Origin of the sequence: Pantoea sp. GABEPS69, assembly GCF_045780835.1 — a bacterium.
Lineage (GTDB): Bacteria > Pseudomonadota > Gammaproteobacteria > Enterobacterales > Enterobacteriaceae > Pantoea > Pantoea septica.
In genome coordinates this window covers 420,610-445,344 of sequence record NZ_CP118619.1, presented here as the reverse complement: position 1 = coordinate 445,344, position 24,735 = coordinate 420,610, and the positions used below count along the sequence as shown (strand labels likewise).

Sequence of the window (24,735 nt, the reverse complement as noted above, 5' to 3'; positions counted from 1 at the left end):
CCTCTATTGCGCAGAGCCGTGAGAAGAGAAGCTTTTGCCACAGAGTTATAACTTACCGCTATAACATATGCCTTTCCATTATCGGCCAGGCCCGTTTAGAGGTGTTATTTTAAGGCTCTGTAAAAACAACATAAGTGACAAAACGATGGCGTCACATATTATTGATTTTCTTTTAATTGGCAACAATTTTGGTACACCAGAAATGCGCGACGTCTGGTCGGAGCAAAACCGACTGCGGCAGCAGGTGCAGGTCGAGGTTGCGCTGGCGCAGGCGGAAGGCGAACTTGACGTCATTCCGGCGCAGGCGGCAAAAACCATTGTCGAACGCGCCGATCCGTCGAAGCTGAATATCGACGAAATCGCCCAGCAGGGCGCGCAGATGAAACACTCCCTGATGCCGACGCTGATTGCGCTGCAAAAACAGTGCGGCGAGGCGGGCGAGTTTATCCACTACGGCGCTACTACCCAGGATATCGTCGACACCGCAACCGTACTGCAGTTGCGCGACGCGTTCGCCATTATTCAGCGCGACGCGACCCAGCTGGCGAATGAACTCGCAGTCGTCGCCAGGCGCTATCAGCATACCCCGATGGTGGGCCGCACTCACGGCATGCAGGCACTCCCGACTACCTTCGGCTTCAAAGTGGCCGTCTGGCTGGATGAGTTCCTGCGCCATCTGACCCGCCTTAACGAGATCAAATCGCGCACGCTCACGGGCAACATCAACGGCGCCATCTCTACCTACGCCTCCTTTGGCCCGTCAGGCCCGGAAGTGGAAAAGCGCACGCTCGATATTCTCGGGCTGGCGACGCCGAATATCGGCTGGCAGTCGGCGCGCGACCGCTTCTCGGAGTTCGCCTCCGTGGCGGTGCTGATCAGCGGTACGCTGGGCAAAATCGGCAACGAGCTTTACAACCTGATGCGCACCGAGATCAACGAGATTGAGGAGCCGTTCTCCGCCGGCAAGATCGGCTCGACCACCATGCCGCACAAGCGCAACCCCGCCGCGCTGGAAGGGCTGGCCAGCCTGACCGCACCGGTGCTGAAAAGCGCCGCGCTGATTTATGAATCGATGCATGTCGAGCACGAGCGCGACGCCATGAGCTGGCGCGCCGAGTGGATCGCGCTGCCGGAAATCTGCATTTACCTCTCGGCGCAGCTGCAAAACGCCATCGCCATTCTGCGCGGCATGACGGTGAACGAAGCGCGCATGCGCCGTAATCTCGATATGCAGGGCGGTTTGCTGCTGTCGGAAAAAGTGATGTTCGAACTGGGTAAAAAGATGGGCAAGCAGACCGCGCACCACCTGGTGTACGAGTGCGCCATGCACGCCTGGGAACAGCAGCGCGACTTCAAAGAGACGCTGCGCGCCCATCCGCAGATGGACAACAGCATTAGCGACGACGAACTGAACCGCTGGCTCGATCCGGTGAACTATCTCGGTTCGGCGCCGCGCAAGGTGGATGAGGTGCTCGCCGCCGCGCAGGCGTCGGGTCTGCTGGAGATGCGGGCATGAGCGACAGCTTCCGCCAGCTGACCGAGGCCGATACCGCGGCCTATTACGCGCTGGTGCATGCGGCCTATGCGTCCGCGCGCGATCTGGGCATTAAATTCGATGCCGCTACGGCCGATGCGGCGCAGATGCAGCGCCATCTCGCCGCTCACGGCGTCTACGGCATGTTCCGCGACAGCGAACTGGTGGCGTCGGTCACGCTGCGCTATCCCTGGGGGCCGCTGCCTGGCCCGTTCGGGCTGCCGCATATCGGCTGGTTCGCCACCGCGCCGCACTATCGCGGACAGCGGCTGGGCGTGAAGATGCTGGACTGGCTGGAGCAGGCGGTGTTGCGCGATCAGCTGCGCGCGCCGGCCTATTCTCTTGGCACCGCCGAGAGCCATCCGTGGCTAATTCAGCTTTACGAGGCGATGGGGTTTGAGAAGGTCAGCAAAAAAGACCTCGGCAAAGGCCACATCACCGTTTACATGCAAAAAAACCTTCATTCACCGCACGCCCGCTAAGCGCGGCTGCAGATAAGAAACCAGGGAGATCACCATGAAAAAAGGGTTAATCGCACTGTCCGTCGTAATGGCGGCCTCACTGCTTAGCGCCTGCGACAACAGCGACAAATCGGCCCAAGGCGGCTCCGACGCATCCACTATCCGCGTCGGCGCGACCGGTCTGAGCTTTCCCGGCGCGTTTAAGAAAGATGGCAAGCTGACCGGATTCGACGTCGAGGTCACCGAAGCGATCGCTAAAGATCTGAACTACAAAATCGAGTGGGTCACCTCTGACTTCAGCGGCCTGATGGGCCAGCTGGAGGGCGGCAAGCTCGATACGGTGGCTAACGTGGTGGCGATCACCCCGGCGCGCCAGGCGAAATATAACTTCTCCACCCCTTACAGCTATTACGGCAGTCAGATCGTCACCAACAAAAGCAACGCCGATATCAACACGCTGGACGACCTGCGCGGCAAAACCATCGCCGGCGTTCTGGGTTCTAACCACCTGGTCAACCTGAAAAAAGCCTTCGGCGATAACGGCGTAACCATCCGCACCTACGAGAGCCGCGACGGCGCAATGAACGACGCCATCAACAATCGCGTACAGGGCTACGTCAACTCCGGACCGATTCTGCTGGCGGAGATCAACCAGAAAGGGCTGCCGCTGAAGTTTGTCGGCCAGCCGCTGGTAATCGAGTCGGTCGGCTTTCCGTTCCACAAAGATGAGAAGGGCGACAAGCTGCGCGCCGCGTTCGACAAAGAGGTCGATGCGATGCGTAAAGATGGCCGCCTGAAAGCGATCTCGGAAAAATACTTCGGCGAAGATATCACCGCGCAGCCGTCTCACTAATCCTGGCGTTTACTTGTCAACGTTTGCCACCGCCGGGTGGCAAACGTCGTTAAGGGCTTTTTATGAATTTCGATTTTAATTACCTGCTGAAAATTTCGCCGCAAATCCTCAGCTATCTGCCGGTTACCCTGATGCTGGCGGTGGTGTCGATGGCGTGCGCCATGGTGATCGGCCTGGGGCTGTCGCTGCTGCGCAACAGCAAATCCATGCTGGTGAGCAAGCTGGTCGAGCTCTATATTTCGCTGTTTCGCGGCATGCCGTCGCTGGTGCAGCTGTTTATTATCTACTTCGGCCTGCCGCAGCTCTTCCCGGCGCTGACCGGCATGTCCGCCACCACCGCCGCGATTATCGGCTTCAGCCTGAAGACCTCAGCCTATATGGCGGAGATCTACCGCGCGGGTCTGGCGTCGGTGGATCCCACGCAGATGGAAGCGGGGCTCTCTATCGGTATGCGTCGGGCGCAAATCTATCGCCGCATCATTCTGCCGCAGGCGCTGCTCAATGCGCTACCCGCCACCGGCAACACCTTTATCTCGCTGATCAAAGATACCTCGGTCGCCTTTGCGCTGGGCGTTTCGGAGATGTTTGCCGAAGGCAAAATGATCGCGGCGGAGTCGCTGCGCTACTTTGAAACCTTCCTCGTAGTAGGTCTGATTTACTGGCTGGTGATTATCGGTTACGCCCGCCTGCAGGCGCTGCTGGAGAAAAAACTCAGTCACTCACTGCAACGCTAAGGCTCTTATGATCAGTGTAAAACAGCTCAATAAACGTTTCGGCGACAAGGTGGTGCTGGACGATATCAGCCTGACTATCGGCGAAGGCGAAGTGGTGGCGATTATCGGGCCCTCCGGCTCCGGCAAGTCGACCCTGCTGCGCTGCCTCAACTTACTGGAAAAGCCGGAGTCCGGCGTGATCCAGATTGGCGACGTGGCGCTCGACACCGCCAGCTACAGCGCGAAAGAAGAGCATGCGCTGCGCGGGCAGACCGCCATGGTGTTCCAGAACTACAGCCTGTTTCGCAACAAAACCGCGCTGGAGAACATCACCGAAGGTTTGATCATGGTGAAGAAGATGCCGAAAGCGCAGGCCAGCGAGACCGGCATGCAGCTGCTGGAGCTGGTCGGTATGGCGCCGCAGGCGCATCAGTATCCGATCACCCTTTCCGGCGGTCAGCAGCAGCGTGTCAGCATTGCGCGCGCGCTGGCGGTTAAGCCGCGCGCCATTCTGTTCGACGAGCCGACCTCCGCGCTCGACCCCGAGCGCGTGCACGAGGTGCTGCAGGTGATGAAGAGCCTGGCGCAGCAAAAGACCACTATGGTCATCGTCACGCACGAGATGCAGTTCGCCAAAGAGGTGGCCGATCGCGTCATCTTTATGGCGGATGGCCATATCGTCGAGCAGGGCCCGGCGGAACAGGTAATCAGTTTCTCCGACAACCCGGTAACGCGCCGCTTTTTGCGCCAGATGACTAACATCGACACGAATGATGATTTCAATATTTAAGCGTGCCGCCGCATACTTTGCCGCAGGCCGTCGCACTGGAAGGAAATAATATGAAAGAGATCCGCGAGCAGGATCGGGCGCTTGCCAGCCAGATCCAGGCGTTTCGCCACGACATGCACCGTTTTCCCGAACTGTCGAATCAGGAGTTCGAAACCACTAAAAAAATCCGCGCGGCCCTGACCGCGGCGGGCATCCGCATCCTCGATCTGCCGCTGAAAACCGGTCTGGTGGCCGAGGTTGGCGAGGCGGCGGGGCCGCTGGTGGTGGTACGCTCCGATATCGACGCGCTGCCAATTGAAGAGGAGTCGGGCGTCGACTTCGCCTCTGAGAACGCGGGCGTGATGCACGCCTGCGGTCACGATTTTCACACCTCTGCTGCGCTGGGCGCAGCCATTCTGCTGCAGCAGCAGGCGGCCTCGCTGAAAGGGCGCGTGCGCATCCTGTTCCAGGCAGCCGAAGAGACCGGTCTGGGCGCCCCCGACCTGATCGCCACCGGCGCGCTGGACGAGGCCGCGGTGATTTTCGGCATTCATAACGATCCGACTTTGCCAGTGGGCGTGGTGGGCGGCAAAGAGGGCGCGCTGACGGCAGGGGTCGATCGCTTTGAAATCAAGGTGGCGGCCAAAGGCGCGCACGCGGCGAAACCGCATGAGGGCAACGATCCCATTATTATCGTGGGGCAAATTATTAGCGCGGTGCAGACGCTGATCAGCCGCAACGTGCCGTCAGATCAGAACGCCGTGGTCTCGATCACGCAGATCCACAGCGGCAGCACCTGGAACGTGATCCCCGATACTGCATATCTGGAGGGCACGGTGCGCACCTTTAGCAGCGAGGCGCGCGCGTTGATCGAGCAGCGTTTCCGGGCGCTACTGGACGGGCTCGCCGCCGCGTTCGGCGCGCAAATCGAGTTCCTGTGGCACGCCGGCCCGCCTTCGGTGGTGAATACCGCGGAGTGGGTCGATTTTGCGCTGGAGCAGGCGAGCGACGTCGGTTTCGAGGCGCGCCGCATCGACGCCAGCCCTATTGGCGAAGACTTCGCCTTCTATCAGCAGAAGATCCCCGGCACCTTTATGATGGTCGGCTCCGGCGGGCCCTGGGCGCTGCACCACCCGAAGTTCCGCGTTGACGATAAAGCGCTTTTCCCGACCGCGCAGTATCTGGCGCAGCTGGCGGTTAACGCCTTGAATAAGCTGGCTTGATTCTTTTCTATCCGGGGTGAACGCCTGCGCGTTCGCCCTCTTGCCCCGCATTCCCGCGTTTAGCTGCTTAAGTTTCAATCGCCCACGCCGATAAGGTTTTTAACAGCGCTGCTGTTTTATTCGCCTGTATCCGAAAAGTGGGGAAACCAATAATGAAAGCGGATCGCGTTCCGAAAAAGAGATTAAGTACCCGCGCCATGATGCTGCTGACCGGCGCGCTGACCATCGCCACCGGCTTCGCCGTCACTATCGGCGTGCTGAGCTGGCAGTCGGGCCAGGCGCAGCGCACGCTGGCGGAAGAATATCTGCAACAGATTGCGCGCAGCAAGGCGCTGGAAGTAGAGCAAAGCCTTAACCATGCGCGCGATGTGGCGCAGAGTCTGGGGCAAAGTATCATCGCGCTGCCGGATGCCGGCGTGCACGATCGCCACGTCGCCGACAAGCTGGCTGAATATGCGCTGCGCAGCAACCCTGACTACCTCTCCATTTCCGTTATCCTGGAAAAAGATGTTTTCGACGGACGCGACGCCGAGTTCGCCGCGCAGAGCGGCCAGGCGCCGGAAGGGCGTTACGCCTGGTTTGTCGATGTCGATCAGGCGGGCAATTATAAAATGCATCCCCTGACCTCCTATCTGACGCCCGGCCAGGGAGATTACTATCTGGTGCCGCAGCGTACGCGCAAGGACTTTCCGACCGAACCCTACAGCTATGCCTATAACGGCGTGCCGACGCTGCTGACATCGATCACTACACCGATTATCGATCGCGGCAAACTCTGGGGCGTGGTTACTTCCGATATTTCGCTGGCGAAGCTGCAGCAGCGGGTAAATGAGATCAAACCCTGGCAGGGCGCGGGCTACGCTATGCTGCTCTCCAGCGGCGGTAAGATCGTCTCTTCGCCCGATAAAGCGCAAAATAACCAGCAGTGGAAGGGCGACAAAAACCACCTGACCACCGCGGTGACAGAGCAGGAGGATGCGCTGCTCGGCGAAAAATCGCTGATGACCTGGCAGCCGATTGCTATCGGCAACAGCAGCAACGTCTGGTATCTGGGCGTTGCCGCGCCGCTGGACTTAGTGATGAGCGCCGCGCGTCAGCAGCTACACAATGCCCTGTGGATGATGCTGGCAAGTATTGTGCTGGTGAGCCTGCTGCTGGGTGTGGTCTTCAGCCGCATCGTGCTGCGTCCGCTGGGCGGTGAACCCGCCGATGCGGCCGCCTTTGCGCTGGCGGTAGCGGATGGACAGCTCAATACCCGCATTCCGCTGAAGGCGGGCGATCAGAGCAGCCTGTTCTATGCGCTGCATACCATGCAGGCGCGGTTGATTGCGATGGTCGGCCATATTAAAGAGACCAGCGCCTCGGTGCGCGACGGCGCGGAGGAGATCGCCAAAGGCAATATCAACCTGGCGTCGCGCACCGAGCAGCAGGCCGCCGCGCTGGAGGAGACCGCCGCCAGCATGGAACAACTAACGGCGACGGTGAAACACAACGCCGCCAATGCGCATCAGGCGACGTCGCTGACGGAAAATGCCTCTCAGACCGCGCGCAAAGGCGAGGCGCTGGTGGGCGAGGTGGTGCAGACCATGGCGCAAATCAACGACAGCGCGCGCAAGATCGGCGATATCACCGCCATCATCAACAGCATTGCGTTTCAGACCAATATCCTTGCGCTTAACGCGGCGGTAGAAGCGGCGCGCGCCGGCGAGCAGGGCCGCGGTTTCGCCGTGGTGGCGTCTGAGGTGCGCAATCTGGCGCAGCGCAGCGCCGCGGCGGTAAAAGATATCGCCTCGCTGATCGAAGAGTCGACGCAGCGCGTTGACAGCGGCGTTAGCCTGGTGCGTCATGCGGGCGACACCATGCAGGAGATCACCCAGGCGGTGACCTCGGTGCAGGCGATTATCGACGAGATTGCCACCGCTTCCGACGAGCAGAGCCGCGGCATTAGCCAGGTTTCCGTGGCGGTCAACGAGATGGACAGCGTGACACAGCAGAACGCCGCGCTGGTGCAGGAGATTTCCGCCGCCGCCAGCGCGATGGAGGATCACTCCTCTCTGCTGGCGCAGTCGGTCGAACAGTTCCGGCTGGAGGGGCAGCCTGCTTAAGCCCATATGCAAAAGCAGCCTGAGGGCTGCTTTTTTTATACGTACCTCAGCTGGTTCAGGCCCTGACTAATTGCGACAGCGAGAGGATGACGTTCAACCGCCACGACACGCCAGGAGGTCGGGCGCGGTTTAGAAATCATCTTCAGGCCATCGCTCGCTCATTCCATGTGTCGCGGTAAATAACATTCCCGTCGACATATTTCCATGTAATAGCTTCATAGCGCATTTCCAGCGTTTCCAGATGGGTGCTGCTCATGCCGTTAGGTGCAAGGTAGGGCGAAACGGTAGTGATTTTTACATTTTCCAAAATGATATTGAAATATTCGGCTTCTATACCCGCTTCCAGAATACGATACATTTTAATCGTCGCTTTCTTCATTGGGCGACCTTCACATACGGCGCGATAAAGAATCGGAGTAGTATTATCAAATTCTTTGACTATAGTAATCGGTCGATGAATGCGCGTTCCCGTTAATTTACCCCTGTTGGGATCAACCGGAATAGTTACGCCGTGAGAGAAAGACTTTAATTCGATAGAGCCTAAGCGCTGTGGCATTGTACAACCACCAATAACAGGCGATCCGTTTTCATCTTCAAGCCAGAGGTGTGCGGGAGTAGACATATTTTTTCCTTAAAATTTTACGATAATGATTTCCATGAATGTCACCATTTAAACAAAAAAATGACACTGAAGAAAAATAGAGGGATAGGCCAGAGTGGTGCATTGGGAAATAGCCAAATTTGCAATAATGCAAATGTTATAGTTAACAATGATGGGCCGTATAAGGATAGTAACGATCTGAAAGTTCTGTAAAGAACTCTAGAGATAAACTGCCGAAGCATTAGCGAATCATCCCTGAAATGATATTGGCAACTTCAGGATCTGAGATGCCTTGTACTATAATGCCGTTAACACGTTCGAAAAGTGGTTCTATCAAAAAATACATCATCTCTAAATCCTGACTATATAAAGCAGAGTAATAGACTGGATTGGTAAATTTAAGGCGGCTTGCGCTATTCGCCGCTTTCTGGATGATACCATAAATTCCGATGCCGTTAATAATACCAGACGCGCGGCCTCCCACTGATGCGCTCAGCTCAACATTCATATTCATGCCTGCAACGGCGGCAGATGCCGTTGCTAGTGCAAAACCAGTAGCTGTTAGAGAACTTGAAGCAATATGAATATTAACATCCATTAATAAGGTTTTAATATGTTGTAATTGATCGTTAGTCTTATATCTAAATATTTCTTGGAAATAAATTCTCAGCATCTCGCTAATAATATCTTCGTGCTGTAAAAGGCGTAATACGGCCAGAGTAAATCGATAATCCTCATTTCTCTGGTTTTCACATACATCGTAATATTCTTCAGTAAAACAGGACGTGTAATAAAGAGCGCGTCTTGCACCTGCTCCAATCGTATCTATCTGATCTAAAATGGCATGGCGAACACCTGTTATTGCATGGTCGAGTTTTAAAGCAAGAATATTATTAGATTGCAAATAACTGATAATGTCGTCTTTGTAATACATAGCCCTCTCCTTTTGGCTGTGGAACTCCTGAGTTAACCATCCCTTAGCTCCAGGCTTCACGTCAAAACAAGGAGGGTAACCATATTACCATACTAAATATAAGGTCTTTTAGGTTGATATGTAAACAGCGAAATTGTTCCTTATGGTGGTCGACGCTCTTTTTCAACGTAAGGGCTGAAAAGGGCTGACCTTCATGCCTCCGTAAGCGTAAAAAAAGCAGCCGTGAGGCTGCTTTTTTAGTACCGCCACTTAGCCTGGCCAGCGCGACTGCCGAATAATGCTGCAAAAATTAAGCGGCGCGAAGCCAGGCTCCTTGTCTGCGATCACATCCGCCTTGACGTTGCCGAAGGTGGTCTGCGGTTTGTGTTGAATGCCATCATAGAAGGCCTGAATAATCTCCTCTTTAAACGCGGCGCTGCGCGGATGCTGGCTTACCACCGCCTCGCGCGCCTCGTCGCTAAACTCGTCGTAGCGGATGCCCAGCACGTCCATTTCAACGCCTGCGGTCACCAGCGCAATCTCCGCCGCCATAAATTCAGGAATGCCGGGCGTCGTGTGCAGGGCTATCGCCGTCCAGACCTTGTCGATATCGCTTTGCGCAATGCCGTAACCGGCCAGGAAGGCTTTCGCCGCGTTTGCGCCGTCTACCTCGAACCGTTTGTCACAGCTGCAGTGCTCCTGCGTCAGGCCGATATCGTGAAACATGCAGCCGACATAGAGCAGTTCGCGATCGAACTTCAGCTCGCGCTGCTGGCCCGCCAGTGCGCCCCAGTAGTAAACGCGGCTGGAGTGGTGAAACAGCAAATCGGATTCGCTGTCGCGGATAAAAGCGGTAGCGTCGCGGGCGAGCTGTGTATCAGGAATGGCAATACCGTTTATATGAAAGCTCATCAGGATTCTCCGTTGGGTTAGCTGCCAGTGAGCATAAAACGGATGATCGCTGTCTCAAATTGCCTTATAACGATGATTCAGGACATAACAGCAGTTCAGGACACCCCGTAATCATGTCTCATTCCGTTACCCTGTTCGCGCTGCCCGGCGTGCAGCTGCTTGACGTTTCCGGCCCGCTCGACGTCTTCGCCGAGGCGAATCGCGCGCTGCGGCGCCCGTTTTACAGCCTGCGCGTGATGGCGGCGGATGACAGCGCCATTACCGCCTCTTCCGGCGTGCGGCTTAGCGCCGATTTCCTGCTGCACGAGGCGGGTCGCCATCCGATCGATACGCTGCTGGTGGCGGGCGCGCCGGATGCGCAACAGCGCTATTTAAACGAGGCGCAGTGCGCGCAGCTGAGCGCGATCTGCGCGCGCAGCCAGCGCTACGGCTCCGTTTGCAGCGGTGCGCTGCTGCTGGCGCAAACCGGCCTGCTACGCCAGCGGCGCGTGACGACGCACTGGGCCTGCGCCGATCTGCTGGCGCAGCGCTGCCCCGAGGCGCGGGTCGAGCCGGACGCGCTCTGTGTCTCGGACGGGCCGCTGCGCACCTCGGCGGGCGTGACCGCCGGGCTGGATCTGGCACTGCGGCTGGTGGAGGAGGATTTGGGTCGCGAGGTGGCGGAAGAGGTAGCGGCGAATCTGGTGATGTTTTTCCGGCGGCCGGTCAATCAGGGCCACTTCGCCCGGCGCGACAGCGTATCGCTCAGCGGCCGCGCCGCGCTGCAGGAGCTGCAGCGCTGGGCGCTGGCCCATTTGCCAAAGATTGGCGGCGTGCAGGATCTGGCGGCGCATATCGATCTCAGCGTGCGTCATCTTGGACGTCTGTTCCGTCAGGAGCTGGATATGCAGCCGGGAAGCTGGCTGGAGGATGCCCGTATTGAGAAGGCGCGCGAACTGCTGGAAGCGGGACGGCTGCCGCTCAAGGCGATTCCGGCAGCGTGCGGCTACCGCAGCGGCGATGTCATGCGCCGCGCTTTTGCCAGGCGCACCGGCATGACGCCGGCGGTGTATCGACGCCTGTTTTTGCAGTCGTCCGCCGTGCCGTGCCGAGAATAACCCGTGCCAGTTAAACGAAAAACGCCCCGAGCGGGGCGTAGTCAGAGCTTAAATGCAGCACAAAAGTGACCCACTGGCTGTTCAGGTCTCCAGCTCTACTTTAATCCAGCCGGGTTCGCGCTTGTCGAACGCCTCATAAGCCTTAATCACATCCTCAATCGGCTCGACTTTGGTCAGCACTTTGGCAGGATCGATAACGCCGCTGCGCGTCAGCTCCAGCAGATAGGGGATATGAGTATGGTGGTTGCAGTTGCCCATCTTCAGGGTCAGGTTCTTGTTCATCGCTTTGCCGATGGGGAAGATCTCCGCCGCGGGAGGGTAAACGCCAATGATGCTGATGCGACCCGCCTTTTTCACGCCCGCGATCGCCCACTCCAGCGCCTGGGTTGGCGCATCGCCCGGCACCCAGTTGCCATTCTGCGGATGGGTTTCAGGCGCCACCTGCGCCACTTCTTCGCTGAATTTCTCCGCTTTCTCTTCGGCCTCCTCGCTGGCCGGGCCGTGGTGAGCGTGCTGACTGTCAACGCCTACCGCGTCGATGGCGCAGTCGGCGCCGGTGCCGCCGGTCAGCATTTTGATCGCCTCCACCGGATCTTCGCGTTCGAAGTTAACCGGGAACGCGCCCTGCTGGCGCGCCATCGCCAGTCGATCTTCATGACAGTCCACCGCAATTACCCGCGCCGCGCCCATCAGCAGGGCGCTGGCGATGGCGAACTGCCCGACCGGTCCGCAGCCGAACACCACTACGATATCGCCGCGCGTGATATCGGCTAACTCGGCGCCGAACCAGGCGGTAGGAAAGATATCGCTGATCAGGATGGCCTGATCGTCGGTCACCCCGTCAGGAATTTTTACCAGCGTATTGGCGGCGTAAGGAATGCGTGCTTTCTCTGCCTGCAAACCATTTACCGGGCCGGTGGCTTTGGGGCCGCCGAAAAAGCAGGTGCCCGCCTCAGGGCCGTTGGGATTAGCGTTGTCGCACTGTGCGGTATGCCCGGCGCGGCAGGGAGGACAAACGCCGCAGGAGACGGTAGAGCAAACCACCACGCGATCGCCCGGACTGAAGTTGCGCACCTCGTCGCCTACCTGTTCAACGATGCCGACCGCCTCGTGGCCAAGAATGGTGCCGGGCTGCATATCGCTAAAGGTGCCGCGAATAAAATGCAGATCCGTGCCGCAGATCGCCGAGGCGGTAATACGAATGACGGCATCGCCCGGTTGTTCGATTTGCGGATCGGGAACGTTATCCAGCTGGATATTTCCCACGCCGTGCCAGACTAGTGCCTTCATTATTCACCTCTGTCGCATATATGTCGTTTGCTGGAAACAAGTCAGACTAAAAAGTATAGAAAGCGTCAGAAATCCTGCGCGACAGATAAATAAGCGCGACGGTTAGCAATGTTTAACACTTTTTGGGATCTCTCTCATAAATAAATATACCTCGCTGAAATATCTGGCTTTTTATAAGTAAACCCAAGATTAAATGCGGCTATTTTCACCAGGCTGTGGTTAATAAACGAAGCCGTTAAATGGCAGGCAATGTAATAGTCGCTAAGCTGAAGACATAACTTTACATAACAAACAAAAAGCACGCTGGCAGAAGCCAATTGCAATGTCGAGAACGAGGCGTTAAATGTCAGAGAAAACCTGTACCATTATTTATAATGGCGAACCCCTGGTGGGCGCCGTTAATCAGCCCTTGATCGACTTTCTCTCCGAGCAGGGAAAAAAATTACCTCACGTTTGTTACCACCCGGCGCTGCAGCCGCTGGAGAGCTGTGATGTCTGCTGGGTGGAAGCCAACGGGGAAAAGGTGCGCGGCTGTACGCTGCGCACTTTCCAGGGACTGGAAATCAACAGCGAAGGGGAGTGGCCGCGCGCCGCGCAGCAGGAAGGGATGGACCGCATCCTGAATCGCCACGAGCTTTACTGTACGGTTTGCGAGCACAACACCGGCGACTGTACGCTGCATAACACCGTCGCGGATATGCATATCCCGATTCAGTATTACCCCTACCAGCGCAAGCCCACCAGCAAGGATCACTCGAATCCCTTTTACACCTACGATCCCGACCAGTGCATTCTCTGCGGACGCTGCGTCGAGGCGTGTCAGAACGTCGAGGTGAATGAGACGCTGAGCATCGATTACACCCAGGAGCATCCGCGCGTACTGTGGGACGGCGGCACCCAGATCGCCGGATCGAGCTGCGTCAGCTGCGGCCACTGCGTGACGGTCTGTCCCTGCAACGCGCTGCTGGAGAAGACCATGCAGCCCGACGCGGGACCCTTTACCGCAATGGATGAAGGACTGAAACGTCCGATGATCGACTTCGTCAAATCGCTGGAGAACAGCATCGGCATGGAGCCGATCACCGGCATCTCGCTGATCGATGACGCGCTGCGTCAGGCGGAAATTAAGCGCACCAAAACGGTCTGCACCTACTGCGGCGTGGGTTGCAGCTTCGAAATCTGGACGCGCGATCGGCATATCCTGAAGGTGCAGCCGGTCGCGGATGCGCCCGCCAACGGCATTTCCACCTGTGTAAAAGGCAAATTCGGCTGGGACTTCGTTAACAGCCCGGAGCGCCTGACCACGCCGCTGATCCGCGAAAACGGCCGCTTCCGTCCAGCCAGCTGGGATGAAGCGCTGGATCGCGTGGCGCAGGGGCTGCGCGACGTGGCGCGTCAGTACGGCGGCGACGCTATCGGCTTTATCGGTTCCAGCAAGGCCAGCAACGAAGAGGCCTACCTGACGCAGAAAATTGCCCGCCTGATTTTCGGCACTAATAACGTCGATAACTCGTCGCGCTACTGTCAGAACCCGGCGACCGAAGGACTGTTTCGCACCGTGGGTTACGGCGGCGACGCGGGCACCATTCGCGACCTGCAGAAAACCGATCTGATAATCACCGTCGGCAGCAACCTGGCGGAGAACCATCCGGTTATCGCCTCGCACATCAAGCAGAGCCACAAGCATCGCGGGCAGAAGCTGCTGGTGGTGGATCCGCGCAAACATGAGATGGCCGAGCGCGCCGACCAGTTCCTGCGCATCAAGCCGGGCACCGATATGGTGTGGGCCTCGGCGATGGCGAAATATATGTTCGATCACGGTTATGCCGACGAGGCATTTCTGGCGCAGCGCGTCAATCAGGTCGAGGAGTATCGCGCGTCGCTGGCGCCCTTTACCCTGGACTTCGCCAGCGAAGTCACTGGCCTGAGCGTGGAAGAGCTTACCACGGCGGCGGAGATGATCGGCCAGGCGGGCAGCGTCTGCCTGCTGTGGGCGATGGGCATTACCCAGCACAGCCACGGCGCGGACACCAGCACGGCGCTGTCGAATCTGCTGCTGGTGACCGGCAACTACGGGCGTCCAGGCACCGGCGGCTATCCGATGCGCGGCCACAACAACGTACAGGGCGCGAGCGATTTTGGCTGCCTCAGCAACATCTATCCCGGTTATGAAAAAGTCTCTGATCCATTGATACGTGAAAAATGGGCGCGCGCCTGGGGCGTCAACCCGGAGGCGCTTTCCGACCAGCCCGGCGCGGACAATTTTATGATGGTGCAGCACGCGCACGAAGGAAAACTGCGCGCCATGTATATCACCGGCGAAGAGACCGCTTTCTCCGATGCGGACTCCACCAAAGTGCATGAAGCTTTCAGCCGCCTCGATTTTATGGTGGTACAGGATATTTTCATGAGCCGCACCGCCGAGTTCGCCGACGTGGTGCTGCCGGGCTGCCCGAGCGTGGAGAAAGAGGGCACCTTCGTCAACACCGAGCGCCGCATCCAGCACTTCTCGCCGGCGATGGATCCACTGGGCGATAGCCGCCCTGACTGGTGGATTTTCACCGAGCTGGCTGCACGGCTGGGCCATCACTGGAACTACCCCAACCCGGGCGCGATTATGGCGGAAGCGGCCGGCATCGCGGAGATCTTCGCCGGCGTCAGCTACGAGCGGCTGGTGGGCTGGCAGTCGCAGATCTGGCCGGTGACGCCGGACGGCGAGAGCACGCCGCTGCTCTATACCGAAAAATTCAAGTTCCCCGACGGCAAGGCGCGGCTCTACCCACTGGAGTGGCAGCGGCCAATGGAAGAGGCGGATGCCGAATACGATCTGATGCTGGATAACGGCCGCATGCTGGAACACTTCCAGTCCACCAATCAAACGGGCCAGGGCGGCCGCATGATGTCGCTCTCGCCTAACTGGTTTGTCGAGATTTCGCCGCAGCTGGCGCAGGCGCGCGGACTGCAAGAGGGCGAGTGGGTCACGCTGACATCGCGGCGCGGCACGGTGGAGGTACCGGTGGTGGTGACCGATCGCGTGGCGGGCAACGTGCTCTTTATCCCGATCCATCACGGCAAGCCGGGCGTCAACGGCCTGACGGGCGAGCATCACGATCCCGACGTCAACACCCCGGCCTACAAAGAGATTGCCGTCAATATGACAAAACTGGCGCGCACGCCGCAGCCGAATCCGATTCCGCGCCATAATTTCCGCCACGGCCAGCGCACGCCGCTGGATCATCTGCCCATTGAGCAGAAATGGCAGCAGGAAGGTTATGTCGAGCCGCCTGAACACGTTGAACACCCGGAGAAATTCTAATGGCAGAACGACTGTCCTATACCGTACCGCCGACGCGCACCGAAAAAACCGCGCAGGAAGCGATGGACGAACTGGTGGAAAATCTGCATGAGCACGGTTTTCTGCGGCTGGCGAACGACGCCATCAAGGCCAACAACGATATCGGCAAAATTCTGGTTGCCGGCCTGAACCGGCCAGGCACGCAGAGCGCGCTGCAGAATATATCGCTGATCCTGATGACGCTGAGCACTATTCCGCCGGAGCGGCTCAACCATATTCTGCTGGCGCTGCGCGACGCCGCGATGGCGATGAAGCCCGCCAGCGACGCCACGCAGCAGGAGGGCCACGCTGCGCCAGGCCTGCGCGGCGTGCTGCATCTGCTGAGCGACGAAAAACTGTGGCAGGGACTGCGGCCGCTGTTCGCCGCGCTGGAGGCTTTTTCCGCCGGCATGCAGCGCGAGGAGGAGAAGCCGATCACCCGCTACAGCGGAAAGCCGAGCAATGAGTGACGCGGAATGGGTGCTGCTGCTGTCGCGCGGCCAGTTCGCCCTGACGATGGGTATGCATATCACCCTGGCGGCGCTGACGCTGGGGCTGGCGCCGTTTCTGCTCTGGTTTGAAGCGCGCTGGCTGTGGGGAAAGCAGCCGGGCGCGCGCGAGGCGTTGCTGCTGTGGCTGAAAATCTTTGCCCTGACGGTGGCGATCGGCGCGGTATCCGGCGTGGTGATGGAGGTGCAGTTCGGCACCCACTGGGCCGGACTGTCGCAAAAAGTTGGCGGCGTCATTGGCCCGCTGCTGTTTTATGAAGTGCTGGTGGCTTTTTTTCTCGAGTCGGGGCTAACCGGCGTGATGCTGTTCGGCATGGGAAAAATCAAGCCGGGCGTTCATTTTATCGTCACCTGCTTTGTCACGCTCGGCGCCTTGCTGAGCGCCTTCTGGATCCTGGCCGCCAACTCCTGGCTGCAAACGCCGGTGGGCTTTACGCTTGACGAGAGCGGGCGCTTTCAGCCGGAAAGCTGGGCGATGGTGCTCTCTGCGCCGTCGTTTCCCTTTCGCTTTAGCCATATGCTGCTGGCCTCGCTGATTGCCGTGGCCTTTATGATCGCGGGCGTGGCGGCGCGCCGTTTACTGCTTGATGCTCAGGAGCAGGCGGCGCGGCGCATGCTGACGGCCGCGCTTACGTTCACGCTGGTGGCGGTGCCGCTCCAGGTGGTGGTCGGCGATCTGCATGGCGAGAATACGCTGGCGCACCAGCCCGCCAAGCTGGCGGCGATAGAAGGCAGCTGGCATCCGCCTGCGGCGAACGAGGGCGAGCCGCTGCGGCTGTTCGCCTGGCCTGACCAGCAGGCGCAGCGCAACAAGCTGGAGCTGGCGATCCCCGATATCGCCTCGCTCTATCTGCGCCATAATCTCTCTGGACACATCAAAAGCCTGAGTGAATTCGATGCGCAGACTCTGCCGCCGGTCGCGCCGGTTTTTTTCGCTTTTCGCCTGATGGTGGGGCTGGGCGTGGTGATGCTGCTCGCCAGCCTGGTGGCGAACGTACAGCACTGGCGCGGAAGACTGACCACTTCGCGCCGCCTGCTGCGTATGCTGGTATGGCTCTCCCCCGCAGGTTTTATCGCTATGCTGGCGGGCTGGCTGGTAACGGAAATCGGGCGTCAGCCCTGGACGGTTTACGGCATGCTGCGCACCGCCGACAGCCTCTCACCACTGTCGCTCTCTACGACCATAGCGGTGCTTATGGCTATCGTCGTGGTTTACGGCCTCAGCTTCGCGCTGGGGCTGCGCTATCTGATACGCATGGTGTCTGCGCCGCTGAAGCCAGGGGGTGACGTTGTCACGCAAGAGATCAGGACAGCGCCATGACTATCGCCGACCTTGCCGCCCTGATGCTGCTGCTCTCTATGCTGATTTATGTGCTGCTCGACGGCACCGATCTGGGCGTCGGCATGCTGCTGCTGGCGTTTCACCAGGAGTCGCAGCGTAAACGGATGATCAATACGCTGCTGCCTGTCTGGGACGCTAATGAAACTTGGCTGGTGCTGCTGGCGGGCGGGATGTTCGCGCTTTTTCCTCAGGCTTACAGCCAGCTGTTCAGCACCCTGTGCGCGCCGGTCTTCGCCATGGTGCTGGCGCTGTTTGTGCGCGGTCTGGCGCTGGAGTATCGGGCGCAGGCAGACGAAGCATTCCGCCACTGGCTGGATCGCCTGATGTGCGCCAGCTCGGCGCTGGCAGCGTTTCTGCAGGGCTGGTGCGCGGGCGTCGTGTTTAGCGCCGATCCGCAGCGCGGGCTGGAAGCCGGCTTCGCCCTGACGCCGCTGCTGTGCGGCGTGGGACTGGTGGTGATCTATCTGTTGCTCGGCTGCTGCTGGATCCGCTGGCGCGTCGGCGAGGATACGGACGAGCGGGCCAGCATCCTGGCCTGGCTGTTCTGGATGCTGTCGCTGGTGATTTTTCTCTCGGTGCTGCTGCTTAACGGCGATATCTGGTCGGCAAGCTGGCAGCGCTGGCCGGGTAAGATCGCCATTACGCTGATTTTCATCTTTTGGCTGGCTCAGCTGCTGGCGCTGTGGCGTGGTCGCCCAACATGGCAGCTGGCATTAACGCTGTGGTTGATTGCTGCGGTGTTCACGGGCGTCGCCTGCGGATTTTATCCCTGGCTTATTCCGTACCAGCACGATCTGCACCGCAGCGCCGCTTCGCCTACGACGCAGCGCTTTGTGCTGATCGGCGCCGCCATCGTGATGCCGCTGACGCTGCTCTATCACAGCTGGGCGTTTTGGGTATTTCGCGGCAAAGTGCGCTAGGCCTTGCCGCTCTCCGTTTGCTGCTGCCGCGCCAGGGTGCGGGCCAGAATAGACGAGTAGAGCGGCTTGCCGCCGAGGAACTGCGCCAGCAGCGTCGCGCCCAGTCCGGTGACGATCATTGGCAGGATCAGCTGATAATTATCGGTCATCTCCAGCACCAGCACGATGCCGGTCAGCGGCGCGCGCACCGACGCGGCCAGCAGCGCGCCCATGCCGGCAATGGCGAAGGTGGCGGGCTGCAAATGGTAGAGCGGGAAAAGATCCGCCATCAGCACGCCGAAGGCGGTGCCCAGCACGGTGCCCAGCGCCAGCATCGGCGCGAAAATGCCGCCTGGCGCACCAGAGCTGAAGCAGAGCAGCGTGGTGAACAATCGCACCGCAAAGATCACCAGCAGCACGCCGAAGGTGTAGTGGCCGCCGGTCGCCTGCGGGATCAGCTCGAACCCGCCGCCTGTGCCCGGCGCGAACCACAGCGCCAGCAGACCGCAGCCGCCGCCGAGCGCGCCGCCGATGGCGACCGCGCGCCAGATCCGGCCGGCATAGAGGCGGGCGAAGGCATCCTGACAGAGAAAAATCAACCGGTTAAGCAAGACGCCCACCATACCGAACAGCATACCCAGCACCAGATAGAGCCACAGCGTCTCTACCGGCGCGTCCGCCAGTTTGCCGACAGAGATCACCGGATGCGCGCCATTGATCAGGCGAAAGACAATGCTCGCCATAATGACGCCGGTGAAGACCGCCTTGATAGAGATGAGGTTGTAGCGAAACTGCGGCCGCATCTCTTCGATGATGAAAAGGATGCCCGCCAGCGGCGCGTTAAAAGCAGCCGCCAGCCCCGCCGCCGCGCCGGTCGCCAGCAGCGAGTGGCGCGCTTCGTCGCTGCGAATACGCAGTAGATCGAGCACCATGCGGCCGATATTGCCGCCAAGCTGCACCGTCGGTCCTTCGCGACCCAGCACCATGCCCGCGCCCAGCGTGCCCATCCCGCCGAAAAACTTCACCGGGATAACGCGCCACCAGCGTACGGGACGCAGCTCTTCCAGCGCGCCTTCGATTTCAGGGATGCCGGAGCCTGCGGCTTCCGGCGCAAAGCGGCGCACGAGAAAATAACCCACCATCGCCAGCAGCGCGGAGAGCATAAATGCCAGCGCGTAGAGCTTCCAGCCGCTGAGCAGCGTCGGATCGGCCAGCGACAGACGCCAGTGCTGCACCCAGTGGACCGCGCTGGCGAATGCGCTGCCGACCAGCCCGACGATGACGCCGACCAGCGCGGCGGAGATAAGCACCGCGACAGGGGTTTTATCGCGGTTAAGCAACGCCCGGAACATGCGATTGCGCGCCGGGATCGACTGAGGAACGTTAACTGAGGAGTGCGTTTCGTTATTCACTGTCATTCACTGCTGCAGAAAAGGAGAGCTGAAGTTTACTGCAATCGCCATTTTCCGTCCTGCATTGAGATCATTTGCTCGCTAACGCGGCTACTCCGCTTCGACCGTCTCCTCAATCATCTCTTCGCCCTGATTATGGATATTGCCGACCTTCTTCGTCACTGGATGCCAGCGAAATGCCGTCTCCGGCAGCGCCGCCTGCTCGGCGATTTTTTGCGCCCGTTCAGGCGAGGTTTCCTCGCTGAGCCACTCCTCCACCGCGTCGGCGCGCAGCACTAGCGGACGACGATCGTGAATATCTACCATGCCTTTGTTGCTGGCCGCGGTCACGATAACGAATCCCTCATGCCCGTGCTCTTTATCAAAGGGCGCCTTGCCGATAGCGGCGAAAAACAGCGGCTCGCGCTGCTGGTGGTAGATAAAAAAAGGTTGTTTGCGGCTACCCTCTTTTTTCCATTCGAACCAGCCGTCGGCAGGCACTACGGCACGGCCATGATGCCACAGCGGCTTGAACATGCGGCCGGTGGGCGCGGTTTCGCTACGGGCATTAATCAGCGGCTGCTTATGCCACCATTCGGGGCCGTAGCCCCAGAATACCGGGTCGAGATGCAGATGCTCGTCGCGCATGTTAAGCAACAGCACGCGGGTGCCCGGTGCAACGTTGTAGCGCGCAATCGGCTCGGGATCGTAAATCAGCTCGTCGTCTGCGATGCCGAGCGCGTCAAAATAGTCGTTCCGGCTGCGATACTGCGCAAAGCGTCCACACATAGTCATTACCTCCGCTGTTAAGCATAGACTGCCAGGCGAGCGGCATGAATTCATTACTAAAGCTTACCGGTTTTTGTCCGTTAATAGTGTCAGATTGTCTTGCGCAGCGCTGATGCAAGAAGACAGGCGGCGTGAGATGCATGAGGGACGTTAAAAAAGGAAAGGCCAGTGAATATCAAGACTATTGCAGCAGGCACGCTCGCTATCACGCTCCTTGCAGGATGCGCAGGCGGCAAAAAACCCACGGTAGTTAAAGGCTCAGGCGGCAGCAGCCTGGAGGTTCTTACTACCCTGGCGCAGACCGATATGAACGGCAACCACTATCCCGACGCTCACCTGCGCGTTGTTGGACCTGGCTCCACCGGCGTGGTTGCGGGCCTGACCGCGGTAGGCGCATTGCTGGGCGGTGCCAGCATCAGCTCCGATATGTTTGATAAAAAGGGGTATCGGGGCACGACAATAGACGCCTTGCCGGAGCCGACCAGCCGCTACTTCGCACCAAAGGCAGAAGCGAAAATCGCGGAATATTTAGATAAGAACGGCGGAAGCTATGCCTGGCAGCACGCGCTTATTATCGGCGCGTCAAGCTGGTCTCTGGTCTATACGGATTTATCCTCCGCTAACAGCAATTACGATCTCTCTTATCGCGTTATTTTCTATAAGCGTCCTGAGGGCGGCACGGTGTTTAGCGCCTTTACGGTGGCAAGCTGCGAGCCTGCGGCGAAAACCGCACCGCTGGCTGAATGGCAGGCGAACAATTATCAGAAAGTGACGCAGGAAACAGAGAAAATGATGGATGCCTGCCTGCTGGAACTTGATAATCAGCTGCCGCGACTGTTGAAAAAGCCCTCCTGACGCGCGGTTTAGGATAAAGACGCTGCGCCGTATCGGCAGCGTTTTCCAAAAGCGATAAAGAATAACCGGCAACCGCACGTTATTAAGCATTATTTTGGTAATAGTTTACCCATAGCGATAAAGTTCAACTTTTGGTAAAGGTATCGCGGAAAAAACAAACCAATTTCACAGAAAAAATTCGAAGTTGAACGCTTTCCCGCTGAAGTTGCTCTTAAGCGTAGCGCCTAATCCAGCCTGAAATCTATTTACGCTCCTTTCACGCTATTACCCTAAAAACTGACTATCCTTCTATGAAATAAACGACTTTCAGGAGGGAAGATGAAGTTTTTCTATTTCGTTTCGCTTATCGCCGCTGCCGGTTATCTGCTGGCTTTTCTGCCCAAACTCCGAACCAAACGTGAACCCGTCGCCTATTGGGGATGCTGGATTTACCTGGCTGCAAATGCCATTTACTGGGCGATCTATGCGCTACGTTATTATTTCCATTTTTAACCGCAGAAATAGTCTGCCGCAGGAGAAGAGATGTCTGAAAATAAACGTGACCTGATGCCTTACCTACTTTATTACTGCCAGTCTCGCCTGCTGGTGGAAAATATTGACGGCCATGTGGTCGATATCGGCGGCGCCGAGCTGGTTGGCGGTAAGCTGCGCTGGCAGCTCGACGGCAAAAAGGCGAAAGGCGCCACGGAAAATGAGGCTGAAGAGATGCTGAATGATGTCGCCCGGCACCTGAGCTTTTTATTCGTCGACGGTCAGTTCACCAGCCTGCCGGACGTGCGCGGCGAATATGGCGACCGTCTCGATAACGCGCCGTCACGCGAAATTTCGCTGTCGGAACTCAACGACAGCGACGAAGATATCGTGCGTTAACCGTCGCCAGGCTGCCTCCGGCAGCCTGGACGACCGTGTTAGCTGGCGGCGCGCTGCGACGCCATGCCCGGCACCAGAATGACCTTGCGGCAGTCATCCTTGCGCTTTTCGAAGATCTCATAGCCGTGCGCCGCGTCTTCAAGCGGCATATGGTGGGTAACGATCTCTTCCGGCGTCAGCAATCCCTGTTCGATCAGCGACAGCAGGCGCGGCAGATAGGCCTGCACGTGCGTTTGTCCCATCTTGAACGTCAGCCCTTTATCAAAGGCGTCGCCGAACATAAAGCCGTGAATAAAGCCGGCATAAACGCCCGGCACGCTCACCACGCCGCCGCGCCTGACGGCGGCGATGCACTGGCGCAGCGCCTTGCCGCTGCTGCCTTCCAGCTTGAGGTTGCTTAATACCGTTTCGGTCAGGCTGCCTTTCGCTTCGAAGCCGACAGCGTCGATAACCGCGTCAACACCGCGATTATTTTTCGTATGCTCGATAATCCATGCCGCCGGATCGTCGATATCGTCAAAGTTAATTGGCGTGACGCCGTAACGCTGACGGGCGAACTCCAGCCGATAATTGTTATGGTCGATCATAAAGATCTCTTCCGCGCCGACCAGGCGGGCGCAGGCGGCGCTGAGCAGCCCCACCGGACCCGCGCCGAAAATCGCCACGCTGGAGCCTTTATCCAGACCGGCGTTCTGCACCGCCTGCCAGGCGGTCGGCAGGATATCGGACAGGAACAGCACTTTATCGTCCGGTAGCGTCAGCGGCACTTTAAACGGGCCGACGTTGGCTTTCGGCACTCGCACATATTCCGCCTGACCGCCGGGCACGCCGCCGTAGAGGTTACTGAAGCCGAACAGCGCTGCCGGCGGCGTAATATTCTTTTTGTTCAGGATAGCGCCGCGGCCGCTGTTGGTGGTTTCGCAGGCGGCATACTGATGCAGATGGCAGTAGAAGCAGTCGCCGCAGGCAATGACGAAGGGCACCACCACGCGATCGCCGACGGCGACGCTGGTCACCGCCGAACCCGCCTCGACGACTTCGCCCATAAATTCGTGGCCAAATATTTCGCCATGCTCGGTACCGGGGATCTTGCCACGATAGAGGTGCAGGTCAGAGCCGCAAATCGCCGTGGCCGTCACGCGCAAGATAATATCGTCCGGCTCCTGCAGAACAGGATCGGGAACGGTCTCAACGCGAACCCGGTGCGGGCCATGATAGGTCAGAGCTCTCATAACAACATCCTTTCTTGATGAGTGTGCCGGTCGCCATGACGCAACACGGAAATTCCACGCCGGGGGTGCGCTTCCCGTACTTTCAGGGATGGCTGGCGTAGAAGACGGAGTTGGTTTAAGCCTGGCCGCAGATACAGGTAACGCAAGCGCGGCGGCTGTTGCGCAATCAGGCGAGACGGCAAATTCTTAGTAAAACGCTTAAAAAAAATACTGGATATAACAACAGTATCCTGTATACTTATTCAACAGCCCAAACGGCTGCGTACGTTTGCATGAGGTGACGCTGATGATGTTCTCTACTGAAAATCTTTCTGCTCTCAACGCTTCTGTCCTGATGAGCAGCCGTGAAATCGCCCGACTGACCGGCATTACCCACGGTGAAGTAAAACGTTTGATCAAAAGCCTGGAAACCGCACAGCGGCTTTCGCAGCCGGTGACGATCAACCTTTACGAGCATGAAGGAGAGATGCGTCAGGAGTTCTGCCTGAACAAGCGCGACTCGCTGTTAGCCGTTGCGCGCCTGTCGCCGGGCTTTACCGCCGATCTGCTCGATAAATGGCAGGAGCGTGAGAAAGTGGCGCATCTGCCCGACTTCACCAATCCCGCCGAAGCCGCGCGCGCCTGGGCCGAGCAGTTTGAGCAGCGCCGCGCCGCCGAAGAACAGCTGGCGCTCTCCGCCCCAAAGGCGGAATTTTTTGACCGCTTCGTCGAGGTGACGGACTCGCTTGGCTTTCGCCAGCTGTGCAAAATGCTGAAGGTGAAAGAGCCGGAGTTTCGCCAGTTCCTGCTGGAGCGCAATATCATGTACCGTGACAAAGGCACGCTGACGCCGCAGCATCACCATATGCAGGCGGGCTACTTTACGCTGCGCTCGGGCGTAGGAGAAAATCAGCATGCGTTTTCGCAGGCGCGCTTTACCGCCAAAGGGGTGAAGTGGGTCGCCAGCCTGTGGGCGGGACATGTCGCTACGCAGCCTAAAGGCGTCGCCGCCTGAATCTTGCCGCATTCATGTTAAAACCGGTCGCTGACCGGTTTTTTTATGC

Annotated in this window: 23 protein-coding genes; 16 read left to right on the top strand and 7 right to left on the bottom strand. The window is 58.6% G+C overall.

Going from position 1 to position 24,735, the window contains the following annotated elements:
* Window positions 1-145 precede the first annotated feature (145 nt).
* The 7 genes from purB (at window position 146) to PVE98_RS21880 (ending at window position 7,658) form a co-directional block, all read left to right on the top strand.
* Window positions 146-1,516, top strand: coding sequence for an adenylosuccinate lyase (gene purB / locus PVE98_RS21910; protein WP_033748979.1), 1,371 nt, complete (start codon window positions 146-148; stop codon window positions 1,514-1,516).
* Window positions 1,513-2,016 carry a GNAT family N-acetyltransferase gene (locus tag PVE98_RS21905; RefSeq protein WP_096074222.1) on the top strand — a complete coding sequence of 168 codons (504 nt, stop codon included), beginning with the start codon at window positions 1,513-1,515 and terminating at the stop codon, window positions 2,014-2,016. Before purB ends, PVE98_RS21905 begins: the two co-directional genes overlap by 4 nt.
* A gap of 28 nt (window positions 2,017-2,044) precedes the next feature.
* Window positions 2,045-2,848, top strand: coding sequence for an amino acid ABC transporter substrate-binding protein (locus tag PVE98_RS21900; RefSeq protein WP_407568609.1), 804 nt, complete (start codon window positions 2,045-2,047; stop codon window positions 2,846-2,848).
* Between the two features lie 62 nt (window positions 2,849-2,910).
* A complete protein-coding gene (locus PVE98_RS21895; RefSeq protein WP_096074223.1) occupies window positions 2,911-3,582 on the top strand; it encodes an amino acid ABC transporter permease in 672 nt (223 codons plus the stop codon).
* Window positions 3,583-3,589: 7 nt separating this feature from the next.
* Window positions 3,590-4,351 (top strand): amino acid ABC transporter ATP-binding protein, encoded by a 762-nt coding sequence (locus PVE98_RS21890; protein WP_033748971.1) that lies wholly within the window; start codon window positions 3,590-3,592, stop codon window positions 4,349-4,351.
* 50 nt (window positions 4,352-4,401) lie between these two features.
* Entirely contained in the window at window positions 4,402-5,553 is a 1,152-nt protein-coding gene (locus tag PVE98_RS21885; protein WP_033748969.1) for an amidohydrolase, read from the top strand.
* A 152-nt stretch (window positions 5,554-5,705) separates the two neighbouring features.
* Window positions 5,706-7,658, top strand: coding sequence for a methyl-accepting chemotaxis protein (locus PVE98_RS21880; protein ID WP_096074224.1), 1,953 nt, complete (start codon window positions 5,706-5,708; stop codon window positions 7,656-7,658).
* A gap of 142 nt (window positions 7,659-7,800) precedes the next feature.
* On the opposite strand, the gene PVE98_RS21875 is transcribed toward PVE98_RS21880, so the two are convergent.
* The 3 genes from PVE98_RS21875 to PVE98_RS21865 form a co-directional block, all read right to left on the bottom strand.
* On the bottom strand, window positions 7,801-8,280 hold the full coding sequence (locus tag PVE98_RS21875) for a type VI secretion system tube protein TssD (RefSeq protein ID WP_096074225.1): 480 nt from the start codon (window positions 8,278-8,280) through the stop codon (window positions 7,801-7,803).
* A gap of 220 nt (window positions 8,281-8,500) precedes the next feature.
* Window positions 8,501-9,193, bottom strand: a complete 693-nt coding sequence (locus tag PVE98_RS21870) for a hypothetical protein (protein ID WP_096074227.1) — start codon at window positions 9,191-9,193, stop codon at window positions 8,501-8,503.
* A 249-nt stretch (window positions 9,194-9,442) separates the two neighbouring features.
* Window positions 9,443-10,084: an HD domain-containing protein gene (locus tag PVE98_RS21865; protein WP_096074228.1), complete on the bottom strand. Its 642-nt coding sequence runs from the start codon at window positions 10,082-10,084 to the stop codon at window positions 9,443-9,445.
* 113 nt (window positions 10,085-10,197) lie between these two features.
* Between PVE98_RS21865 and PVE98_RS21860 the strand changes: the two genes are divergently transcribed.
* Window positions 10,198-11,181 (top strand): GlxA family transcriptional regulator, encoded by a 984-nt coding sequence (locus PVE98_RS21860; protein WP_096074229.1) that lies wholly within the window; start codon window positions 10,198-10,200, stop codon window positions 11,179-11,181.
* An 81-nt stretch (window positions 11,182-11,262) separates the two neighbouring features.
* Here PVE98_RS21860 and PVE98_RS21855 read toward each other — a convergent pair whose 3' ends face one another.
* Complete coding sequence (locus PVE98_RS21855) at window positions 11,263-12,471, bottom strand: zinc-dependent alcohol dehydrogenase (protein WP_096074230.1); 1,209 nt, start codon at window positions 12,469-12,471, stop codon at window positions 11,263-11,265.
* 343 nt (window positions 12,472-12,814) lie between these two features.
* On the opposite strand from PVE98_RS21855, the gene fdhF reads away from it, so the two are divergent.
* From fdhF to PVE98_RS21835, 4 genes are read left to right on the top strand one after another with little or no spacing between them, the layout of a single operon-like run.
* The gene (gene fdhF, locus PVE98_RS21850; RefSeq protein ID WP_096074231.1) at window positions 12,815-15,787 is read left to right on the top strand and encodes a formate dehydrogenase subunit alpha; all 2,973 of its coding nucleotides are present in this window, start codon (window positions 12,815-12,817) and stop codon (window positions 15,785-15,787) included.
* Window positions 15,787-16,275 carry a DUF1641 domain-containing protein gene (locus PVE98_RS21845; protein ID WP_033748956.1) on the top strand — a complete coding sequence of 163 codons (489 nt, stop codon included), beginning with the start codon at window positions 15,787-15,789 and terminating at the stop codon, window positions 16,273-16,275. Before fdhF ends, PVE98_RS21845 begins: the two co-directional genes overlap by 1 nt.
* On the top strand, window positions 16,268-17,635 hold the full coding sequence (locus tag PVE98_RS21840) for a cytochrome ubiquinol oxidase subunit I (protein WP_096074232.1): 1,368 nt from the start codon (window positions 16,268-16,270) through the stop codon (window positions 17,633-17,635). Before PVE98_RS21845 ends, PVE98_RS21840 begins: the two co-directional genes overlap by 8 nt.
* On the top strand, window positions 17,632-18,576 hold the full coding sequence (locus tag PVE98_RS21835) for a cytochrome d ubiquinol oxidase subunit II (RefSeq protein ID WP_096074233.1): 945 nt from the start codon (window positions 17,632-17,634) through the stop codon (window positions 18,574-18,576). The genes PVE98_RS21840 and PVE98_RS21835 overlap by 4 nt, the downstream gene beginning before the upstream one ends.
* Here PVE98_RS21835 and clcA read toward each other — a convergent pair.
* Together clcA and PVE98_RS21825 are read right to left on the bottom strand one after the other, a co-directional pair.
* Window positions 18,573-19,973: a H(+)/Cl(-) exchange transporter ClcA gene (gene clcA / locus PVE98_RS21830; protein WP_187143695.1), complete on the bottom strand. Its 1,401-nt coding sequence runs from the start codon at window positions 19,971-19,973 to the stop codon at window positions 18,573-18,575. The genes PVE98_RS21835 and clcA overlap by 4 nt on opposite strands.
* A gap of 84 nt (window positions 19,974-20,057) precedes the next feature.
* Complete coding sequence (locus PVE98_RS21825) at window positions 20,058-20,735, bottom strand: SOS response-associated peptidase family protein (protein ID WP_096074234.1); 678 nt, start codon at window positions 20,733-20,735, stop codon at window positions 20,058-20,060.
* Window positions 20,736-20,903: 168 nt separating this feature from the next.
* On the opposite strand from PVE98_RS21825, the gene PVE98_RS21820 reads away from it, so the two are divergent.
* The 3 genes from PVE98_RS21820 (at window position 20,904) to PVE98_RS21810 (ending at window position 22,460) form a co-directional block, all read left to right on the top strand.
* Window positions 20,904-21,590: a hypothetical protein gene (locus PVE98_RS21820; RefSeq protein ID WP_096074235.1), complete on the top strand. Its 687-nt coding sequence runs from the start codon at window positions 20,904-20,906 to the stop codon at window positions 21,588-21,590.
* Window positions 21,591-21,908: 318 nt separating this feature from the next.
* Window positions 21,909-22,082 (top strand): hypothetical protein, encoded by a 174-nt coding sequence (locus PVE98_RS21815; protein WP_179944755.1) that lies wholly within the window; start codon window positions 21,909-21,911, stop codon window positions 22,080-22,082.
* 30 nt (window positions 22,083-22,112) lie between these two features.
* Window positions 22,113-22,460, top strand: coding sequence for a hypothetical protein (locus PVE98_RS21810; RefSeq protein ID WP_096074236.1), 348 nt, complete (start codon window positions 22,113-22,115; stop codon window positions 22,458-22,460).
* Between the two features lie 38 nt (window positions 22,461-22,498).
* Here the strand turns inward: PVE98_RS21810 and PVE98_RS21805 are convergent, their stop codons facing one another.
* A complete protein-coding gene (locus PVE98_RS21805) occupies window positions 22,499-23,692 on the bottom strand; it encodes a zinc-dependent alcohol dehydrogenase (RefSeq protein ID WP_033748946.1) in 1,194 nt (397 codons plus the stop codon).
* A 286-nt stretch (window positions 23,693-23,978) separates the two neighbouring features.
* Between PVE98_RS21805 and PVE98_RS21800 the strand changes: the two genes are divergently transcribed.
* Window positions 23,979-24,686, top strand: a complete 708-nt coding sequence (locus tag PVE98_RS21800; protein WP_033749107.1) for a phage antirepressor KilAC domain-containing protein — start codon at window positions 23,979-23,981, stop codon at window positions 24,684-24,686.
* Window positions 24,687-24,735: the final 49 nt, after the last annotated feature.

Coding starts and splice junctions, on each gene's coding strand:
- purB (WP_033748979.1), top strand. CDS start 146: ATGGCGTCACATATTATTGATTTTCTTTTAATTGGCAACAATTTTGGT.
- PVE98_RS21905 (WP_096074222.1), top strand. CDS start 1,513: ATGAGCGACAGCTTCCGCCAGCTGACCGAGGCCGATACCGCGGCCTAT.
- PVE98_RS21895 (WP_096074223.1), top strand. CDS start 2,911: ATGAATTTCGATTTTAATTACCTGCTGAAAATTTCGCCGCAAATCCTC.
- PVE98_RS21890 (WP_033748971.1), top strand. CDS start 3,590: ATGATCAGTGTAAAACAGCTCAATAAACGTTTCGGCGACAAGGTGGTG.
- PVE98_RS21885 (WP_033748969.1), top strand. CDS start 4,402: ATGAAAGAGATCCGCGAGCAGGATCGGGCGCTTGCCAGCCAGATCCAG.
- PVE98_RS21880 (WP_096074224.1), top strand. CDS start 5,706: ATGAAAGCGGATCGCGTTCCGAAAAAGAGATTAAGTACCCGCGCCATG.
- PVE98_RS21875 (WP_096074225.1), bottom strand. CDS start 8,280: ATGTCTACTCCCGCACACCTCTGGCTTGAAGATGAAAACGGATCGCCT.
- PVE98_RS21870 (WP_096074227.1), bottom strand. CDS start 9,193: ATGTATTACAAAGACGACATTATCAGTTATTTGCAATCTAATAATATT.
- PVE98_RS21865 (WP_096074228.1), bottom strand. CDS start 10,084: ATGAGCTTTCATATAAACGGTATTGCCATTCCTGATACACAGCTCGCC.
- PVE98_RS21860 (WP_096074229.1), top strand. CDS start 10,198: ATGTCTCATTCCGTTACCCTGTTCGCGCTGCCCGGCGTGCAGCTGCTT.
- PVE98_RS21855 (WP_096074230.1), bottom strand. CDS start 12,471: ATGAAGGCACTAGTCTGGCACGGCGTGGGAAATATCCAGCTGGATAAC.
- fdhF (WP_096074231.1), top strand. CDS start 12,815: ATGTCAGAGAAAACCTGTACCATTATTTATAATGGCGAACCCCTGGTG.
- PVE98_RS21845 (WP_033748956.1), top strand. CDS start 15,787: ATGGCAGAACGACTGTCCTATACCGTACCGCCGACGCGCACCGAAAAA.
- PVE98_RS21840 (WP_096074232.1), top strand. CDS start 16,268: ATGAGTGACGCGGAATGGGTGCTGCTGCTGTCGCGCGGCCAGTTCGCC.
- PVE98_RS21835 (WP_096074233.1), top strand. CDS start 17,632: ATGACTATCGCCGACCTTGCCGCCCTGATGCTGCTGCTCTCTATGCTG.
- clcA (WP_187143695.1), bottom strand. CDS start 19,973: ATGACAGTGAATAACGAAACGCACTCCTCAGTTAACGTTCCTCAGTCG.
- PVE98_RS21825 (WP_096074234.1), bottom strand. CDS start 20,735: ATGTGTGGACGCTTTGCGCAGTATCGCAGCCGGAACGACTATTTTGAC.
- PVE98_RS21815 (WP_179944755.1), top strand. CDS start 21,909: ATGAAGTTTTTCTATTTCGTTTCGCTTATCGCCGCTGCCGGTTATCTG.
- PVE98_RS21810 (WP_096074236.1), top strand. CDS start 22,113: ATGTCTGAAAATAAACGTGACCTGATGCCTTACCTACTTTATTACTGC.
- PVE98_RS21805 (WP_033748946.1), bottom strand. CDS start 23,692: ATGAGAGCTCTGACCTATCATGGCCCGCACCGGGTTCGCGTTGAGACC.
- PVE98_RS21800 (WP_033749107.1), top strand. CDS start 23,979: ATGATGTTCTCTACTGAAAATCTTTCTGCTCTCAACGCTTCTGTCCTG.